This window comes from Rheinheimera sp. B2H12 (assembly GCF_059620065.1).
Window position 1 is genome coordinate 721,427 of record NZ_CM184363.1, and the last position, 18,174, is coordinate 739,600.

General features: G+C 49.2%; 16 protein-coding genes. 9 read left to right on the forward strand and 7 right to left on the reverse strand.

Annotation, left to right across the window (positions count from 1 at the left end; all coding sequences use genetic code 11):
• Positions 1-374: 374 nt before the first annotated feature.
• The 6 genes from AC53GJ_RS03210 to glnA all read right to left on the reverse strand — a co-directional run bounded on the left by AC53GJ_RS03210 (position 375) and on the right by glnA (position 7,173).
• The gene (locus AC53GJ_RS03210; protein ID WP_496731095.1) at positions 375-620 is read right to left on the reverse strand and encodes a hypothetical protein; all 246 of its coding nucleotides are present in this window, start codon (positions 618-620) and stop codon (positions 375-377) included.
• A 152-nt stretch (positions 621-772) separates the two neighbouring features.
• Entirely contained in the window at positions 773-1,411 is a 639-nt protein-coding gene (locus tag AC53GJ_RS03215; RefSeq protein ID WP_496731096.1) for a hypothetical protein, read from the reverse strand.
• Positions 1,412-2,555: 1,144 nt separating this feature from the next.
• A complete protein-coding gene (glnG, locus tag AC53GJ_RS03220) occupies positions 2,556-3,965 on the reverse strand; it encodes a nitrogen regulation protein NR(I) (RefSeq protein WP_496731097.1) in 1,410 nt (469 codons plus the stop codon).
• Positions 3,965-5,041, reverse strand: a complete 1,077-nt coding sequence (gene glnL / locus AC53GJ_RS03225) for a nitrogen regulation protein NR(II) (RefSeq protein WP_496731098.1) — start codon at positions 5,039-5,041, stop codon at positions 3,965-3,967. Before glnL ends, glnG begins: the two co-directional genes overlap by 1 nt.
• A gap of 79 nt (positions 5,042-5,120) precedes the next feature.
• Complete coding sequence (locus AC53GJ_RS03230) at positions 5,121-5,630, reverse strand: DUF4124 domain-containing protein (RefSeq protein WP_496731099.1); 510 nt, start codon at positions 5,628-5,630, stop codon at positions 5,121-5,123.
• Positions 5,631-5,763: 133 nt separating this feature from the next.
• A complete protein-coding gene (glnA, locus tag AC53GJ_RS03235) occupies positions 5,764-7,173 on the reverse strand; it encodes a glutamate--ammonia ligase (RefSeq protein ID WP_496731101.1) in 1,410 nt (469 codons plus the stop codon).
• A 605-nt stretch (positions 7,174-7,778) separates the two neighbouring features.
• On the opposite strand from glnA, the gene typA reads away from it, so the two are divergent.
• The 6 genes from typA (at position 7,779) to dtd (ending at position 14,961) form a co-directional block, all read left to right on the forward strand.
• On the forward strand, positions 7,779-9,599 hold the full coding sequence (gene typA, locus AC53GJ_RS03240) for a translational GTPase TypA (RefSeq protein ID WP_496731102.1): 1,821 nt from the start codon (positions 7,779-7,781) through the stop codon (positions 9,597-9,599).
• Between the two features lie 242 nt (positions 9,600-9,841).
• The gene (locus tag AC53GJ_RS03245; protein WP_496731103.1) at positions 9,842-11,422 is read left to right on the forward strand and encodes a response regulator; all 1,581 of its coding nucleotides are present in this window, start codon (positions 9,842-9,844) and stop codon (positions 11,420-11,422) included.
• A gap of 134 nt (positions 11,423-11,556) precedes the next feature.
• The gene (locus tag AC53GJ_RS03250) at positions 11,557-12,594 is read left to right on the forward strand and encodes an FAD:protein FMN transferase (RefSeq protein WP_496731104.1); all 1,038 of its coding nucleotides are present in this window, start codon (positions 11,557-11,559) and stop codon (positions 12,592-12,594) included.
• A gap of 69 nt (positions 12,595-12,663) precedes the next feature.
• Entirely contained in the window at positions 12,664-13,566 is a 903-nt protein-coding gene (locus tag AC53GJ_RS03255; RefSeq protein WP_496731105.1) for a virulence factor BrkB family protein, read from the forward strand.
• Positions 13,553-14,512, forward strand: a complete 960-nt coding sequence (gene pip, locus AC53GJ_RS03260; protein WP_496731106.1) for a prolyl aminopeptidase — start codon at positions 13,553-13,555, stop codon at positions 14,510-14,512. Before AC53GJ_RS03255 ends, pip begins: the two co-directional genes overlap by 14 nt.
• Entirely contained in the window at positions 14,512-14,961 is a 450-nt protein-coding gene (gene dtd / locus AC53GJ_RS03265) for a D-aminoacyl-tRNA deacylase (protein ID WP_496731107.1), read from the forward strand. Before pip ends, dtd begins: the two co-directional genes overlap by 1 nt.
• Positions 14,962-14,963: 2 nt before the next feature.
• Here the strand turns inward: dtd and AC53GJ_RS03270 are convergent, their stop codons facing one another.
• Positions 14,964-15,611: a polyamine aminopropyltransferase gene (locus AC53GJ_RS03270; protein WP_496731108.1), complete on the reverse strand. Its 648-nt coding sequence runs from the start codon at positions 15,609-15,611 to the stop codon at positions 14,964-14,966.
• 85 nt (positions 15,612-15,696) lie between these two features.
• On the opposite strand from AC53GJ_RS03270, the gene AC53GJ_RS03275 reads away from it, so the two are divergent.
• From AC53GJ_RS03275 to AC53GJ_RS03285, 3 genes are all read left to right on the forward strand, one after another.
• Complete coding sequence (locus tag AC53GJ_RS03275; protein ID WP_496731109.1) at positions 15,697-16,599, forward strand: bifunctional GNAT family N-acetyltransferase/hotdog fold thioesterase; 903 nt, start codon at positions 15,697-15,699, stop codon at positions 16,597-16,599.
• Positions 16,600-16,663: 64 nt separating this feature from the next.
• Complete coding sequence (locus tag AC53GJ_RS03280; protein ID WP_496731110.1) at positions 16,664-17,470, forward strand: Rossmann-fold NAD(P)-binding domain-containing protein; 807 nt, start codon at positions 16,664-16,666, stop codon at positions 17,468-17,470.
• Between the two features lie 109 nt (positions 17,471-17,579).
• Complete coding sequence (locus tag AC53GJ_RS03285) at positions 17,580-18,164, forward strand: hypothetical protein (protein ID WP_496731111.1); 585 nt, start codon at positions 17,580-17,582, stop codon at positions 18,162-18,164.
• Positions 18,165-18,174 lie beyond the last annotated feature (10 nt).

Below are 18,174 nucleotides of genomic sequence, written 5' to 3' on the forward strand. Positions count from 1 at the left end.
GCAAATGCAGTGTTTAAAATTAATTTCTAAAACGATAAATTTTTGGGCGTAGATGATGAATAAAATGGTAAAGTCTTACTTCTGGAACTTCTTTAAATTATTGAAAATATTAGATAAATTGGTTTTTTAAGGCAAAAATCAAACTAAACCAAAGACAGAAGACAACACCCAAACCTCGAGCTTGCTTACAAACCTGAGCCTGCGTAGATAACCCTCAATGGGCCAGGCTGAGCAGGGGGCTAATTAGCCGTGCCCGCTTTTTATATGCTTTGCCTCTAAGGTTAGCAACGGATATACAGCTAAACCGACTAAGACTAGCAAAGTAAACCAAAACAGAAATGGCTGATTGTCCATCGATAATTCACGGTTATGCTTTAGCGGAATTTTTCCATAGTAAATGCATGCAACTGCTGCCATGAAGAATATTGCTGAGCTGATAATTTTTTCTTTGCTGCTGCTTTTTTGTTCATTTTTATAAATTCCGATGTCGGCACTGCAGCTTCACGCAAAGCGATTTCATGCAACAGTTCTTGATATCTTTCGGGATATTTATCCTTGTCTATGCGTTCATTCACTTCATGAAGTTCTTCGAGACTGTAGGACTTATAATCAGGTTTCATCAGATATTTCCATAGATACTTAACGTCGAGCTAAGCGGCAGTTTTTAAGTTGCGGTTTTGTGGATTACTTTTGCGCAACGAAATCACAAAACTGCGACTTAAAAACTGTCCAGCGCACAACGTGCGCGATGCTTGAGCTACTTGTTAGGGCTTCAGCAACACTTAGCATTTTCTTCCAAATATGCACCAAAGCTATTCCAAGCTTCAAGCACGATAACCTTTACAGAGTTGGAGACAGCATCTATGTTTTGGCCCACAAGTAAGGCGGCTTCATTAAACCCTTGAGTACTGAAACCGACCTCCATTTGCATGGATCCTTTTCCGAAAGCATGTGCTACGCCATCTATTGGGTTTGTATATCCAGTAAATAATCCTTTCAGGAAACCACCTAGACCTGAGTTTCTATTTAGCACTTCGAGATGAGCCCGAGCTAGACTTACAAGGTTATTCAACTGAGATATTGTAGAATTAACTTCGCCAATTACTTTTGAACGGACACGCCCTGTATAAAAATAATTGTTTGATATGATAATTATGTCTTCTTCAAAATAATTATTTTCTGTCAAGCATTGTCGGCATTGACTACGTAATTCCAATTCAATTTGTGAAATTATACCATCCAGCCTTTTTTGAACTAGAGCTACGTCAAGACTACTCAGTACTTGCAATGATTTCTTTCGTTCGCCTTTTGGATCGCTAAGATACTGGGCTGCATCGGATAAAAATTCAGAATTGAATGCTACCAACAATTTTCCGATCTCATTCTGGAACTTCTCAGGATTCCAAGACACAATATTCTCCCTGTAGCCCTAACAGTATTTTTTCAACGGCTAAGAACCCGCAAGTTGCTGCCGTTTTTCATGACAACTGGTGATTTAAACTATCCGCTTTTTGTCTGACTTCAACAAGATATAAACATTAGTTGTGGTTCAGGGAACGAGAAAGAAGGGGTTGCGCCCGCAAGACGCGCAAAAATAACTCAGGGTTTGTTTTTAGGCGATTTTTGGGTTTTGTATTTGTTAATGTCGAATATCAGCTTTTGGCATAAACCAACCTTCAAATCCCAACGCTTTTGGCCCCGTTTTAGTGAGCCGCTTTAAAATCAGTGGTTTGAGGTTTTAAAACGCCGAGTGTTTGAGCGGGCTGACGTTAGCAGCACGCGAGTTGCGGCGTTGCCTCAAACCATTGATTTTATTGCGGGCTTTCGAACGATCCGGGGTCGCCTTTTGTTGGTTACTTATTTTGGCGAAGCAAAATAAGTAACTCGCCAACGGCGAAAGCTTTTCAAACAGCCAGCTGCAAGTGAATAACACCAGTCATGTTCACGGCATCCATGTCTGACTGCCCCAAAGCTGCGCTCTGGGTCGAGTCAGACCTACCAAACTTCACAAGGCTTTAGCGAAAGCTTTGAAAAAAGCCAGCAGCAAGGGAATAAAACCAGTCATGTTCACGGCATCCATGTCTGACTGCCCCAAAGCTGCGCTCCGGGTCGAGTCAGACCTACGAAACTCCACAAGGCTTTAGCGAAGGCTTTTAAAAAGCCAGCTGCAAGCGAATAACACCAGTCATGTTCACGGCATCCATGTCTGACTGCCCCAAAGCTGCGCTCTGGGTCGAGTCAGACCTACGAAACTCCACAAGGCTTTAGCGAAGGCTTTTAAAACAGCCAGCTGCAAGCGAATAAAACCAGTCGTGTTCACGGCATCAATGTCTGACTGCCCCAAAGCTGCGCTCCGGGTCGAGTCAGACCTACGAAACTCCACAAGGCTTTGGCGAAAGCTTTTAAAAAGCCAGTTGCAAGCGAATAAAACCAGTCGTGTTCACGGCATCAATGTCTGACTGCCCCAACGCTGCGCTCCGGGTCGAGTCAGACCTACGAAACGCCAACTGCTGTCACGGCAACCAACCCCAGCCGTGACAGCGGCAACCCCAAACCTACTCCATATCCAATTCTTTCAGCTTCCGCGTCAGGGTATTGCGTCCCCAGCCGAGCCGTCTGGCGGCGTCTTGCTTATGGCCATGGGTAAACTGTAATGCTTGTTTTAGCACGATCCGCTCAAATTCAGGGCCAGCCTGGGCCAGAATATCTTCTTCGCCGGCGCTGAGTTTTTGCTGCACCCAACTGGCCAGTGCTTCTTGCCAGCTATGGTGCGGATCTGCGCCGGTTGGGCTGAATACTTTCGGTGCTGCGGTCAGTTCTGGCGGTAGGTCTGCCAGTAGCACCTGCTTACCGCTGGCCATCACGGTCAGCCAGCGACAGGTATTTTCCAGTTGCCGTACATTGCCGGGCCAGTCTAATTGCGCCAGATATTTTTCGGTTTCTGCGGCCAGACTTTTCACTTCGACATTCAGCTCTTTGGCGGCTTGTTGTAAAAAATGCTGCGCTAATTTGGGAATATCCTGTTTCCGATCTTTCAGCGCCGGAATATGGATGCGGATGACATTGAGCCGATGGAATAAGTCCTCACGGAATTTGCCTTCGGCCACCAACTGCTCCAGATTCTGATGGGTGGCGGCGATGATCCGCACATCTACATTGACTTCCTGATGACCGCCGACCCGGTAAAACTGGCCGTCGGCCAGCACTCTGAGCAAGCGGGTTTGTACATCAAGCGGCATATCGCCAATTTCATCCAAAAACAAAGTACCGCCATCGGCTTGTTCGAAGCGGCCTTTGCGCAAATTGGCGGCCCCGGTAAAGGCGCCTTTTTCATGACCAAAGAGTTCAGATTCAATCAGATCTTTCGGAATAGCCGCCATATTCAGCGCGATAAAAGGCTGTTCTGAGCGCGGACTGTGTTTGTGCAGTGCATGTGCTACCAGCTCTTTACCGGTGCCACTCTGACCATTGATCAAGACGCTGATACTGGAGCGAGACAAGCGGCCAATAGCCCGAAACACTTCCTGCATGGCTGGCGCTTCACCGATAATCTCGGTCAGTGCTGTTGGGGCCGCTGGCTGTGCTTTGGGTTTTTTCGCTTTGGCATGATCCAGCGCCCGGCTAATCAGCGCCACAGCTTCATTGATATCAAAGGGCTTGGGCAGATACTCAAAAGCGCCGCGTTTAAAGGCGTTGACGGCGCTGTCCAGATCGGAATGGGCCGTCATAATAATCACCGGTAATTCCGGCGCCAGCTGTTGTAATTTGCTCAGCAGCGCCATGCCATCGGTGCCCGGCATCCGGATATCGGACACCACCACGGCTGGTTGTTCGAATTCCAGCCGTTGCAGCATCAAATCTGCTGAGGCATAACTTTCACAGACAATACCGGCGCGGGCTAAGGCTTTTTCCAGTACCCAGCGGATCGAGTTGTCATCATCAATAATCCAGACATTTTGATGCATTAAGCAGCTCCTGTGTTGTGGGCGTGGATCGGCAGATAAATGGTAAATTCAGTGTGACCAGGCCAGCTTTCGCAATCAATCCAGCCGTCATGCTGGTGGATCAGCGTCTGAGCTATCGATAAGCCAAGGCCGGTGCCACCAGGCTTGCCGCTGACCATTGGATAAAACAAGGTATCTTTAATCTCGGCTGGAATACCCGGGCCGTTATCGATGACTTTAATGGTTGCCACCAACCGATGCCGGCGGCCATGGATAGTGTGCTGATGTAAAATCCGGCTTTGTAACACGATCTGGCCACCTTGCGGCAATACTTGCTGCGCATTGCGGACAATATTTAGCAACGACTGTTCAATCAGTTCAGGATCGAGTAAAAAGTCCGGAATGCTGGGATCATAATCGCGGATAAACTGCACTGCCGCCGGATTGTCCATTTGCGCCAGTTGGCTGACCCGTTCAATAATCTGATGCAGATTAGCGCTTTGTCGTTGTGGCGGTTTATAAGGCCCAAGCAAACGGTCCACCAGATTCCGTAAGCGGTCGGCTTGAGCAATAATCAGCTGGGTATATTCTTTTTGTTCTTCGTTCAGTGATTCTTCCAGTAACTGGGCCGCACCACGTAAGCCACCGAGTGGATTTTTAATTTCATGCGCCAATCCACGGATCAGCTCACGGGCAGCCAAATGCTGATGTTGTTGCAGGCTTTCCATGCTGATTTTGCGTTGTTGATCAACCTGACGAATTTCAATCAATAAACTGGCCGGTTCGGTTTCCAGACAACTGGCAGTGATATCGACCAACAGATGGCGGCCGTCCGGCATCACACAATGCACGTCACTGATGCCAAAGCCCTGTTTATTATGCAGGGTGCTGACCAGATGGCTGGCATGTAGATCGCTGAACTGAAACAGCGCCGGGAAATATTGTTGCTGTAGCCGTTTTTCCCCGATGCTGAGTAAAGCACAGCATGCGGTATTAAAAGATTGCACCTGCAATTGTGCATCCAGCACCATAATGGCAGTGGTCAGGTGATTGGCATAATCAATACCGGCCAGCGGTAACATGGCTGTCTGTGTCACTGAAAGTCCCTCTGCACCATTTTAGTGCGTCATGACCGCCAGTGTAGCTGGGGCAGGCCGTGAAAACAGCTCAAACGCACTATTTTGGTGAAATAATCGAAGCTTTGTGCAAATAGAAGGTGGTCACAGGACTGGTTGCAATAATCTTGCCGCTTTGGTTCAGCAGTTCAAGCCGTAGCTGATGTTCGCCACGGTCAATGTTGTGCAGGATAAAATTGGCGTTGCCGGTCGGGCCGGCCACTTGTTTTTCATCCAGATAAAGCCGGACCCGTAAGCCTTGGGAAAACATCGGTTTGATTTGACCTGAGACGTAGACAGTGCCGTTATTTTCCCGCAGGGTTTCTTGCTCCGCCGGTTTGGCAATCGCCACTTCATACACCGGAACTTTCGGTTTCTTCACTTGCACTTGCTGCGGTGTGACTGGCAACATCAGATTGTTGCTGTCTTTAATATTCAGCTCGGTAGAGCCTGGGGTAGGGCTGTCGGAAAACACCAAATTGTTGTTTTTATCGACAGTGACAAATACCTTTTTCTGTTCAGCCTGCGCCAACGTGCTAAGCAACAACAACAAAATGCAGGTCTGATTCATGGGTGCCTTAAGCTGCTCAATGAGTTTCGCAATGTTTTATTAACTTTATCGTGCTTCTTCAGATTTGACCAGTATAAAAAGCCCGCAATTGCGGGCTTAGAGTCAAACTTGCAGGGAAATTCCGCTGCTGTTATTAAACGCTGTAGTACAGTTCATATTCCAGTGGGTGCACAGCCATAGAAACGCGTTTGGCTTCAGCGCGTTTCAGTGCGATATAAGCGTCGATCATTGCATCTGACATCACGCCGCCTTTGGTGAAGATAGCGCGTGACTGGTCCAGATTGTCCAGCGCTTCGTCTAAAGAACCACAAACCTGAGGGATCAGTGCTTCTTCTTCTGGTGGCAGATCGTACAGATCTTTATCCATGGCTTCGCCCGGATGGATCTTATTCTGGATCCCATCTAAACCAGCCATCAGCTGTGCTACGAAACACAGGTACGGGTTAGCTGCTGGATCTGGGAAACGCACTTCAATCCGACGTGCTTTGGCACTTGGCACCAGTGGAATACGCACAGATGCAGAGCGGTTACGGGCCGAGTAAGCCAGCATCACCGGCGCTTCATAGTGTGGTACTAAACGCTTGTAAGAGTTGGTTGACGGGTTCGTGAACGCATTGATGGCTTTGGCGTGCTTGATGATACCGCCAATGTAATACAGGGCCAGTTCAGACAAACCAGCATATTTATCACCGGCAAACAAGTTAACGCCGTCTTTGGCTAAAGACTGGTGGCAGTGCATACCTGAACCGTTGTCACCAACGATTGGTTTTGGCATGAAGGTCACTGTTTTGCCATACATGTGCGCCACGTTGTGCACCACATATTTCAGTAACTGAGTTTCGTCAGCTTTTTTGGTTAAGGTATTGAAGCGAGTTGCGATTTCGTTTTGACCAGCAGTCGCAACTTCGTGGTGATGTGCTTCAACCACTTGACCTAATTCTTCCAGCACCATGCACATAGCACTACGGATGTCGTGGTGTTGATCCACAGGTGGTACCGGGAAATAACCGCCTTTCACACCTGGACGGTGCGCTTTATTGCCTTCTTCATAACCTTTGTCTGAGTTCCAGGCCGCTTCAGTTGAGTCAACTTTGTAGAAAGAACCTGACATATCGGTTTTGAAACGGACGTCATCAAACATAAACCATTCTGGTTCTGGTCCAAACAACACAGTGTCAGCGATACCGGTTGATTTTAAGTACTCTTCTGCCCGTTTGGCGATAGAACGCGGGCAACGGTCATAACCTTGCATGGTGCTTGGTTCGATCACGTCACAGGAAATGTTGATGGTGGTTTCTTCGAAGAAAGGGTCCAACTTCATGGTGGATGCATCTGGCATCAGGATCATGTCAGAGTCATTGATGCCTTTCCAGCCAGCAATGGAAGAGCCGTCAAACATTTTACCGTTGTCGAAAAAATCTTCGTCGACTGAGCTGACAGGAATAGTCACATGCTGCTCTTTACCCTTGGTATCAGTAAAACGTAAATCAACAAACTTCACGTCGTTTTCTTTGATAAAACTCAGAACGTTCGATGCAGACATGCAATCCTCCGGATTATTCGGGTTGTAAATCAGGCTGTTTTTCAGGTTTTCGGTTAGACCGACAAGTTGCGCTATGCAAGCCAGTTTTGTGCCAATACTATAACTAGTTGATTTTTAATAGAGTATTTAAGATGACGCTTACCTTTCATTTTGATTATGCACCACTTTGGTTCGGTGGCGCGCCAATTTGGTGCATCAATGTCACTGCTTGCACCAAATCGGATACCGCGCTAACCATAGCAAGTTTTTGGCTAATTTTGCGCACCTCTGCTAACTTTTTCAGCGGCTGATGTCTGTGGTGAAACTGAAAAGTGTTAAAGCCTAAGTTTGTCAAATCAGCCAGAGAAAGTGTGGGCATGGTTACAGACACCGACAGTTGGTTTGTGCTTGTCATGGGTAGGAAGCGCAGCGAAATAAGCTAAGTAAGAGCATTGAAAATATTCAGAAATTTGTAATCTCAATAAGTGCAGAAAATGACTACAAGCAGATAAATTTCCCTCAGCCTCACAAAGAGGGTAAAATGCGCGCACGAATTTTTCGGGTACTTGCTGTGATTTGATACATGCGGGTACACATTAACACTTCACAAAGCGAGCACCACATAAATGTCTTATGATCTCAGCAAGTTGCGCAATATCGCCATCATTGCGCACGTTGACCACGGTAAAACTACACTTGTTGACAAACTCCTGCAGCAGTCTGGCACCTTCGATGCCCGTGCTAAGTTACAAGAGCGGATGATGGATTCAAATGCTCAGGAGTCTGAGCGCGGTATTACCATCCTGGCGAAAAACACTTCAGTACGCTGGAACGGTTATCACATCAACATTCTGGACACTCCAGGTCACGCCGATTTCGGTGGTGAAGTTGAACGTGTTCTATCAATGGCTGACTCAGTGTTACTGTTAGTTGACGCTGTTGAAGGTCCAATGCCACAAACACGTTTTGTGACGCAAAAAGCTTTTGCCCACGGCTTAAAGCCAATCGTTGTCGTCAACAAAATCGACCGTCCAGGCGCACGGCCGGATTGGGTTATTGACCAGGTGTTCGATCTGTTTGACAACTTAGGTGCCACTGACGAGCAGTTAGATTTCCCAATTGTGTACGCATCAGCCATCAATGGTTGGGCAACGCTTGATTACAACGAACCAAAAACTGACATCAACGACCTGTTTGCCGCTATTGTTAAACACGTGGCGCCACCAAAAGTTGAACTGGATGGCGACACCCAGATCCAGGTTTCTCAGTTAGATTATTCCAGCTACCTTGGCATTATCGGTATCGGCCGGATCAAACGTGGTTCATTAAAAGTAAACCAACAAGTCACGGTATTAGGTGCTGATGGTTCAAAACGTAACGGTAAAGTTGGTCAGGTTTTCAGCTACTTAGGCCTTGAGCGGATTGAAACTCAAGAAGCAAACGCCGGTGACATCATTGCATTCACTGGTTTAGGCGAACTGAAAATTTCTGACACTATTTGTGCCACTACCAACCTTGAAGCATTACCACCATTACAAGTCGATGAGCCAACAGTGACCATGACCTTCCAGGTCAACACCTCGCCATTCGCTGGTAAAGAAGGTAAGTTCGTGACTTCTCGTCAAATTTTAGAACGTTTAAACAACGAGCTGAAACACAACGTGGCTTTGCGCGTAGAAGAAACTGAAGACGGTGACAAGTTTAAAGTGTCGGGCCGTGGTGAATTACACTTAGGCGTGTTGATTGAAAACATGCGCCGTGAAGGTTTTGAACTGGCCGTTTCTCGCCCAGAAGTAATCATGAAAGTGGTTGATGGCGCGAAAATGGAACCTATTGAGAACGTCACGATAGACGTGGAAGAGCAGCACCAGGGCTCTATCATGGAGAAAATGGGCGAGCGTAAAGCTGAAATGACCAATATGCAGCCAGATGGTAAAGGCCGCATTCGGATGGATTTCCAAATGCCAAGCCGTGGTCTGATCGGTTTCCGCACTGAGTTTATGACGTTAACTTCAGGCACCGGCCTGATGTATAACAGCTTCGACCATTACGGTCCATTCAAAGGCGGTTCAATCGGTCTGCGGATGAACGGTGTACTGATTTCTAACGCTATGGGTAAAGCCGCTGGTTACGCGATTTTCTCGCTGCAAGAACGTGGCCGGATGTTTATCGGTCATGCTGACGAAGTGTATGAAGGTCAGATCATCGGTATTCACAGCCGTAGCAATGACTTAACAGTTAACTGCCTGAAAGGTAAGCAACTGACTAACGTCCGTGCTTCTGGTACTGATGAAGCTATTAACTTAGTGCCGCCAATCCGCTACACGCTGGAACAGGCACTGGAGTTTATCGATGATGACGAACTGGTTGAAGTGACGCCACTGTCCATCCGGATCCGCAAACGTCATTTAACAGAAAACGACCGTAAACGCGCCAGCCGCGGTTAATGTTGTTGTTTTGATTGAGGCCAGCTATTGCTGGCCTTTTTACTATCCGCCTATCCCGATGCTTGCCTGCCATTTTTCAGCTGAAAAAAATCACTAATTCTGTTAATGTTTTGCTGCATTCTGGTCGCTATACAGCTTAAGTTGCTGTGTCTTCTCAGGCCCAATGATATTTTTTATAGTTAACCCGTTGAATTTTAAGTGTACTTTGCACTGATGCGCAGTTCACAGGAGCAGGTAGCAGCATGACAACGCGGCGCGCGTTTTATAAAATCAAGACCGTATTAGTGGTCGATGATTCTGATCAGATCCGCAGTTATCTGAAAAGCATGCTATTGCTGATCGGCTTTGAAGAAGTGGTGTTGGCACGGGATGCCGATGTTGCGCTCAGTATCTGCCGCCGGATGTCGTTTGATTTTATTTTATGCGATTTTAAGCTGGGTCACGGCCGGGATGGTTATCAGCTGTTTGAAGTGCTGCGCAGCGAAAGGTTACTCAAGGCAGAATGTTGTTTCCTGGTGGTCAGCGCCGAGCGGCAACGTCAGTCGGTGTATGGCATGATTGAACATCAGCCAGCCGATTATCTGTTAAAACCTTTTAGTTATGCTGAGCTGGAGCGACGGATTGCACGGGCTTACCATATTCGGCAAGCCTTGCAACAAACTTATCTGGCGATTAGTCGGGGTCAGTTTGAAGAAGCCGTTGTCGCTTGTGATGACGTGGTAGCCAACCGCAGTCAGTACGCCATGCATGCCTCCCGCCTAAAAGCTGAGTTGTTGACCCGATTGGAACGCTTCGATGAAGCTGAACATTTATACCGTTGGGCACTGACGGTGCGGGATTTTGGCTGGGCCAGACTTGGTCTGGCGGTGACTTATGGTTATCAGGGCCGGCGCGAAGAGGCGGAAGCACTGTTACAGGAACTGGCGACAATGCCAGACACTAAAATTGAAGCACTGGACTGGCTGACCCGGCTTTATATCAGCCAAAACAGGCCAGCCGAAGCCTTCACGGCCATTGAAGCTGTGGTGAAAAACTCACCGCGCAATTATTTGCGGCAGCATGTGCTGGCCAATCTGGCCGTGGTGCAAAATCAACCTGAAGTGGCGGTCGCTGTGCATCAGCGGTTATTAACCACAGCCCGTTATTCAATGTATGACACCGCCGATAATATGCTCAATTATGCCAGGGCCTTGCTGGAACTGGCGAAAGAGCAGGCACAAAAAGAGCGCAGTGAGACGCTGAGCCGGATTGATACCTTTGTCACTACCATCAAAAAGCGCTTCCATCCGGCCAGTTTTGAGCATGATCGGCTGGTGCTGGATGCCCGCATCTTGTTATTGCAGGGCAAAAACACCAAAGCGCTGGAGTGCCTGGATAAAAGTGAAAAAATGTCGCTGGACAGGCTGATTTCGGCGGCTGGCATGTTAGATCGCTCGCGTGCTTATATTGAAGCAGGCAATCTGGCGATGTGTGACCATTATCTGGCTTGTTTGAGCACAGTGGCGCAGGATGACAGCCTTTACAGCAGTGCGGTTAATCTGCTGATGCATTATGAGCAGCAAAAACAGCAGCAACGACGCCAGCAACTGACGCAGCAAAATGCCAGTTTTATGGCGATCGAATATTTCCGCCGCGCTTTGGAGAGTATGCCGGGCAATGTCAATATCGCGCTGAATTTGTTACAGGCGATTAGCGTTCGTGAGCAGTTAAATCAGGATTTACGCGATCTGGCGCAACATTGTGTTGATGTGATTATTGATGGCCGCTTACCGCATGATCAGATCAAAAGGTATCAGGTGATCATGAGCCATATTCAGCTCTGATCTGATAGCACGCCAGACCTGGCCAGTCGCCCACGCCGGTCGCCCACGCTGGTCGCCCACGCTGGTCGCCCACGCTGGTAATTGCCAGCGGCATTTTGTACACTGCAACCTGTTCTTGTTACAGGGTTAAGAAAATGAATGCTTTATTTCTGCGGTTGGCAGGCCTGGCAACACCGGTATTCTGTGCTGTCTCTTTAGCTGCCTGTTCACCGGCCGATCCGCTGCAAAAGATGTCCGGACCAGCGCAAGGTTCCAGCTATAACATTAGTTACTGGAGCGAAAAGCCTGTTGACCACAGCGTGTTACAACAGCAAATTGAAGCAGAGCTCAACAGAATTGATCTGGCGATGTCGAACTATCGGCCAGACTCAGTGCTGGAGCAATTTAATGCGCAGCAAAGCACAGCGCCAGTCGAAGTGGGTACTGAGTTAGTGCAAATGCTTGAACAAGCCCGTTTTGTCTCCTCCCAAAGCCAGGGTTGTTATGATGTGACCGTCAAGCCGCTGTTTGATCTCTGGGGTTTTAAAGCGGATAAATTTCATTTGCCGACAGCAGAAGAATTAGCCGCCACGCAGAAAATTGTCGGGATGGATAAAATTCATCAGGCCGGGCCGACCATGCTGGCGAAGCAGGTGCCACAACTTAGGGTCGATGTGTCTTCGATTGCGCAGGGCTGGACTGTGGGTCAACTGGCTAAAATCCTGGAGCAGGCTGGTGTGCAGAATTATCTGGTTGAAGTCGGTGGTGAATTGATCGCCAAAGGCAAAAAACCAGAACAACAGGCCTGGCGGGTGGCGATAGAGAAACCACTGCCCGGCGAACAGAAACTACAAAAAGTTATTACCATTCATCAATCTGAAGCACTGGCTGTTATTTCATCCGGCACTTACCGGCATTATTTTGATGCCAATGGTCAGCGTTACAGTCATGTGCTGGATGCCCGCAGTGGGGCGCCAGTGAAACATCAGACGGTGGCAACCACTGTGCTGATTGACAATCCAACCTTAGGCGATGCCTGGTCGACGGCGTTTTTGTGCCTGGGTAGCCAAGACGGTAAAGCCGTCGCCGATCGGCTTGGGATGAAAGTGTTATTTATCGATCAAATTGGCGATGAACTGAAAGAAATCAGCAGCGAAGCCTTGCTGGCCACTAAAACGGTCAGTTTGCAGTAAGCCAATCTGGCGGTGACGCTGTCGCTGTGGTTACAGCGTTGCCGCAACTTGTGAAAGGACAACATCACTGTGCACACTTTCAGTCGCTGGCGTCAGCGCAGCTGTCTGCTGATACAGCAAGCAAAACTTTATTTACAACGTTGTCAGCATGATCAAATCGGTATGATTGGCGGTTATCTGGCCTATATTTCACTGTTATCGCTGGTACCGCTGGTGGCGGTGGCGTTTTCGGTACTCAATGCTTTTCCGATGTTTTCAGGTCTGAGACTGGACATTGAACACTTTGTGTATGCCAATATTGTGCCGTCGCGTGGGGAAGAAATTCAAATCTATATCAATGGTTTTGTTGAAAATATTGGCCGGATGACTACAGTGGGTGTGTTATTTCTGGTGGTGGTGGCGCTGATGCTGATCCACAATATTGATAAAACCCTGAATAAAATCTGGCGGGTGCATAAAAGACCACGCCTGATGATCTCTTTATCTATCTACTGGATGATCCTGACACTGGGCCCTATCATGCTGGGTGCCTCGATTGCGCTGACATCTTATCTGGCTTCGCTGACTCATCTGGCGGACAATTATACCCCGGGTTTGTCCAGCCTATTGTTAAGGTTGGCGCCTTATGCAGTGTCATTATTGGGCTTTTTTATGCTGTATCAGTTGGTACCCAATACCAAAGTCAGATATAGCCATGCGTTGTGGGGGGCCTTGTTCAGTAGTGTGTTATTTGAAATGCTGAAAAAGGCTTTTGCCTTGTATATTCATCATTTTCCTTCTTATCAAGCCATTTATGGCGCGCTGGCGCTGGTGCCGATCTTATTTGTCTGGGTGTATTTATCCTGGTTGGTGGTGTTGTTAGGGGCAGAATTGACTGCGCTGTTGCAAGAGTTACAGCATCAGCGGCAGCAAACGATGGCCACGATCGCCCAGAGCAGTACTAAGCCGGAGTCTGAACATGTATCAAGCTGAACCCGTTGATTGTTATCACAGCGAGTTTTTAAACCGACCTGATGGCCAGCGCATTTACTTAGAACAAAGTGGTCATCCGGCTGGCATTCCGGTGCTGATGTGTCATGGTGGACCGGGTGGCGGTAGTTCACCGTTTCAACGCACCTTATTTGATGTCGAGCGCTACCGGATTATTTTATTTGATCAGCGTGGTTGTGGTCAGTCGACGCCTTTTGCCTGCCTGGCGCACAATACCACGACCGATTTGCTGGCCGATATCGAAGCCATTCGCCAGCATCTTGGCATCGACCAATGGGTGCTGGCCGGTGGCTCCTGGGGCAGCACGCTGGCGCTTTCGTACGCCGAACAGTATCCACAGCATTGTCTTGGCCTGATTTTACGCGGTATTTTTCTGGGGCGGCCAGAAGATATAGACTGGTTATACCGGCCAGGCGGCGGTGCCAGTCAGTTATTTCCGGATTATTATGCCGATTTTCTGGCGCCGGTGGCGGCGCTGCCGGGGCTGGATATTCTGGTCGCTTATCAACAATTGTTGCAACATTCAGATCCCTCAGTGCAACTGAAAGCCGCGCAAGCCTGGAGCTTATGGGAAGCGCGGGTGGCGAGTCTATTGCCCAATCCGGCGATGCGACTTGGGGCTATCGAGCCGGAATCTGCCTTACCCCTTGCCAGAATTGAAAACCATTATTTCCTGCACCACTGCTTTCTTGGTCCCAATCAACTGCTACAGCAATTGCCGCAAGTTCAGCATTTGCCTTGTTATATCGTGCATGGCCGTTATGACGCTGTCTGTAAGCTGGAGAATGCCTGGTCCCTGGCACAGCCCTGGCCTGGGGCAGTGCTAAAAATTGTGCCGGACGCCGGTCATTCTGCCAGTGAAGCGGGGATTGCCCGCGCTTTGTTTGATGCAGCCAGTCTGTTGGCTGATCGGCTGGAGGCCCGCTGATGATTGCTTTATTACAACGGGTGCGGCGCGCCGCTGTTGAGGTGGATGCGCAGCAGGTCGGGGCCATCGGTACTGGTCTGTTGGTTTTGTTGGGGGTTGAAGCCTTGGACAACTCTGCTTCGATGCAAAAGCTGGCAGATAAAGTTTTGAAATATCGGCTGTTTAATGATGAAAACGGCAAAATGAATCTGAATGTGCAACAAGCTGGCGGTGCTTTGTTGGTAGTGTCGCAGTTTACACTGGCTGCTGATACCCAGTCCGGTTTAAGACCCAGTTTTACGCCGGCAGCATTGCCAGCGCAAGCAGAGCCATTATATCTCGCCTTTGTCGACTATTGCCGTGCGCAGGGGATGACGGTAGCGACCGGCCGCTTTGGTGCGGATATGCAGGTGAGTCTGGTCAATGACGGTCCGGTCACGTTCTGGTTGCAAAGTAAAACGGCGTCCTGAGCTCAACTGCTCGATTGCAGACGGCAGAGCTGATTCTGATAACCGGCAAATGACTGGCTGCTGAACTGATGTGGCCATTGCTGTTGTAATTGAGCGCTTTGTGCTGCCACTGCCGGTAATAAGCTTGGGTCCGTCAGGTTTAGCCATAATTGTCCGTCGACAGTCAGTAAAGGCTGTAACAAGACTAACCAGTCGGCGAGATCTGCTGGCGTCGGGTAGAGGTCGACAAATATCAGCTCGAAGTCGCCTGATGCCGCCTGCTGCAAAAAATTGTAGGCATCCTGGCAACAGCAGTGTTCCCGCGAGTCTGAAAGTTGAAAATATTGTTGGTAAAGTGCAATCACTGCGGCGCTACTTTCGACGGTTAGCAGCGATACGTCCGGCCAGCCCCGGCAAAGCGCCCGGTTGAATTCGCCGCCGCCAAGGCCAAGTTGGAGCACGGTATGAAGTTGCGCAGGCAGTTGCGCCAGTATGGCTTGCAGATGCGGATAACAGACCTGTGCCGGATCACTGTACAGCAGTTGGCTCTGACACTGCTGATTAATCCATAAGTAGCGATGCTGCTGATCGCAGGTCACCGCGAGATGCAGCGGACCTTCTTGCTGCCAGTGCAGCAGTTGTTGTGCAGGTTCTGCGGTAAAAAACGTCATCAGGTATGCCTGTTGGCAGATGCCAGCTGTCAGGGCAGTGGCTTTGCACCTGACAGTACGGACTAAGTTGTTAAGGGAAGCATAGATGAAAACATGGTTAGTCTCGCCACAAACGCCGGCACAATGGCAAAAATACTTTGAGTTACGTTATCAAGTGCTGCGCGCGCCCTGGCAACAACCGCCCGGTTCAGAACGTGATCAGCAAGAAGACCAAGCTTTTCATCTGATGCTGGAAACGGCAGAGGGGACAGTACTGGCGGTGGGTCGTTGTCAGTTGTTAGATGCCGCTACCGCGCAAGTACGTTATATGGCGGTGGCACCAACGGCACAGGGGCAGGGACTGGGTCAACAAGTGCTGGCCGGTCTGGAGCTGTGGGCACAACAACAAGGTGTGCAGCAACTGCTGCTGAATGCGCGTGACAGTGCGATCGGTTTTTATCATAAACAAGGTTACCGCGATGGTGCCGTTCAGCCGCCGTTGTTTGGTATTCCACATTTGCAAATGTGGAAAACGCTCTGTCTTGGCGCAACAACGGATATCCGCCAACACTGGATCAATCAGTTACAACAAACCTGGCACCAGACCATTCCGCTATCTGCTTTTATGCAGTTAGCGGTGCAAAGTTTTGATGGCAAGACGCTATGTTGTCAGGCTCCTTTGGCGCCGAATAAAAACCTGCATCAGTCGATGTTCGCCGGCAGCATTTACAGTCTGGCGACCCTGACCGGCTGGGGCATGCTGTATCTGCAGTTAAAAGCGCTGGATTTGAGCGGTGATATAGTGCTGGCCGACGCCAATATCCGTTATCTGGCACCTTTGTTGACGGTGCCTAATGCCCGCGTCAATCTGTTGCATTGTCAGGGCGATCTGACCAGGCTGCGGCAGGGGAAAAAAGCGCGACAACAGGTACAGGTGCAGCTGTTTGCTGCCGATCAACTGGTCGCAGAATTCAGCGGCCGTTTTGTGGTGTTACCGGCAGCGCACTGAAGCTTGGCGATGAGGTCGATATGATGCCCTGCGCAAATAGCTATCCTTGGCAGATGGAGTTCTGATGCAAAAAGTAGTGATTATTGGTTGTGGCTGGTTAGGCCAGCAACTGGGGCTGACGCTGGCGCAAGCTGGTTTTCAGGTGTTTGGCAGTCGGCAGAGTGTCGTGGCGTTATCGCAGTTACCGCCGCCAATCCAGCCGCTGTTGTTGCAATTACCCTGTCGCCAGCCAGAGCCGGCATTGCTGGCGATACTGCAGGATGCCTGGCTGATTTGTGCCTTGCCGCCAGCTGTTCGTCAGCAAGGTCCGGAGTATTATCCTGCGGTGTTACAAAATCTGGCGCAACTGGCACAACAAGCCGCAGTGCGGGGCGTGATCCATTGTTCCAGCAGTGGAGTTTATGCTGGCCTCAGTGGTGATGTTACAGAGCAAACAGCACTGCGTCTTACTGGCAAAGCCGCCTATTTACAAGCGGGCGAACAGGCGTTGCAGCAGCTGAGCCCTTGCCTGACTTTGCGGCTGGCAGGGTTGATAGGTCCGGGCCGGCATCCGGGACGCTTTGGTCGTAGTGGCACTTTGGCCGGTGCCGATTTGGCGGTCAATCTGGTGCATGTCGCCGATATAGCTGCTTTTATTCAAGTGCTGCTGACGCAACAACAGCCAGCGTCAGACTATGTTAATTTATGTTGTCCGCAGCATCCGACCAAACAGCAATTTTACCCGCTGGCGGCAGCCCACGCCGGTTTGCCAGCCGTTAGTTTTAGTGTTGCCGACGAACCGGTACGGACGGTGAACAGCGACCGGAGTCAAACTTATGCCGGTTTCAGTTATCGCTTTGCATCGCCGTTGCAAGCGCTGGATTTCTGTTGAAAATTGATGCTAAGCCATTGATATCAGGTTTTTATCAGCAAGCTATCATGAAAGCATAGTACTCAAACTGAATAATTATTTCCTGTGTTGTCAGTGAAGAAAACAGTTGATGTTGCAGAAGTGGATTTCTCTGGCTCTGTGTTGTGCTTTGCTCGGTATTCTGGCCGGGCTGGGTTATCTGTTGATTCCGATGGTGGCGGCCACTCCCTATCATTCGCCGTTGCAACTGGATTGGCTGATTTGGTTGTTCTGCGGCATGCTGTTGTCATCGCTGTTGCTGAATATTATGGCCTTTTTTGGGGCCGAAACCTGGTCTGGTCAATGCCGGTGGCTGTCATGGTTCCGCCAGCGGCAGCAGGAACCATCACAACAATTAAGTTTGTTTTTACAGCAACATGCCGCTCAGTTGCGTCAGTTAAGCCCAGCGGCTGATTTATTTTTATGGTCGCATCAACAGCAGACGAGTCTGATTAAATTAGTGACGCCGGCTCAATTAACTTCAGTTGCCGATGGGGTTGGTAGTATCAGTCAGATGCGGCAATTATTTCAGCAAAAATTACAGTACCAATGCCGGCAAGCTTATTGGCTCAGTGCTGAGCCGGTCGAGCTGATTGCCAGAATTTATGCGCGGGAAAGCGGCATTCAATGCCTGCAATTTCATCAAATTTCGCAGTTAGGTCAAACGGATAACTAAGTAACCTGAA

Bases quoted from the DNA above. Each gene is read 5' to 3' on its own strand.
- pip (WP_496731106.1), top strand. From the start codon at position 13,553: ATGTATCAAGCTGAACCCGTTGATTGTTATCACAGCGAGTTTTTAAAC.
- AC53GJ_RS03230 (WP_496731099.1), bottom strand. From the start codon at position 5,630: ATGAATCAGACCTGCATTTTGTTGTTGTTGCTTAGCACGTTGGCGCAG.
- AC53GJ_RS03210 (WP_496731095.1), bottom strand. From the start codon at position 620: ATGAAACCTGATTATAAGTCCTACAGTCTCGAAGAACTTCATGAAGTG.
- AC53GJ_RS03245 (WP_496731103.1), top strand. From the start codon at position 9,842: ATGACAACGCGGCGCGCGTTTTATAAAATCAAGACCGTATTAGTGGTC.
- dtd (WP_496731107.1), top strand. From the start codon at position 14,512: ATGATTGCTTTATTACAACGGGTGCGGCGCGCCGCTGTTGAGGTGGAT.
- AC53GJ_RS03250 (WP_496731104.1), top strand. From the start codon at position 11,557: ATGAATGCTTTATTTCTGCGGTTGGCAGGCCTGGCAACACCGGTATTC.
- AC53GJ_RS03275 (WP_496731109.1), top strand. From the start codon at position 15,697: ATGAAAACATGGTTAGTCTCGCCACAAACGCCGGCACAATGGCAAAAA.
- AC53GJ_RS03280 (WP_496731110.1), top strand. From the start codon at position 16,664: ATGCAAAAAGTAGTGATTATTGGTTGTGGCTGGTTAGGCCAGCAACTG.
- typA (WP_496731102.1), top strand. From the start codon at position 7,779: ATGTCTTATGATCTCAGCAAGTTGCGCAATATCGCCATCATTGCGCAC.
- AC53GJ_RS03285 (WP_496731111.1), top strand. From the start codon at position 17,580: ATGTTGCAGAAGTGGATTTCTCTGGCTCTGTGTTGTGCTTTGCTCGGT.
- glnA (WP_496731101.1), bottom strand. From the start codon at position 7,173: ATGTCTGCATCGAACGTTCTGAGTTTTATCAAAGAAAACGACGTGAAG.
- AC53GJ_RS03270 (WP_496731108.1), bottom strand. From the start codon at position 15,611: ATGACGTTTTTTACCGCAGAACCTGCACAACAACTGCTGCACTGGCAG.
- glnG (WP_496731097.1), bottom strand. From the start codon at position 3,965: ATGCATCAAAATGTCTGGATTATTGATGATGACAACTCGATCCGCTGG.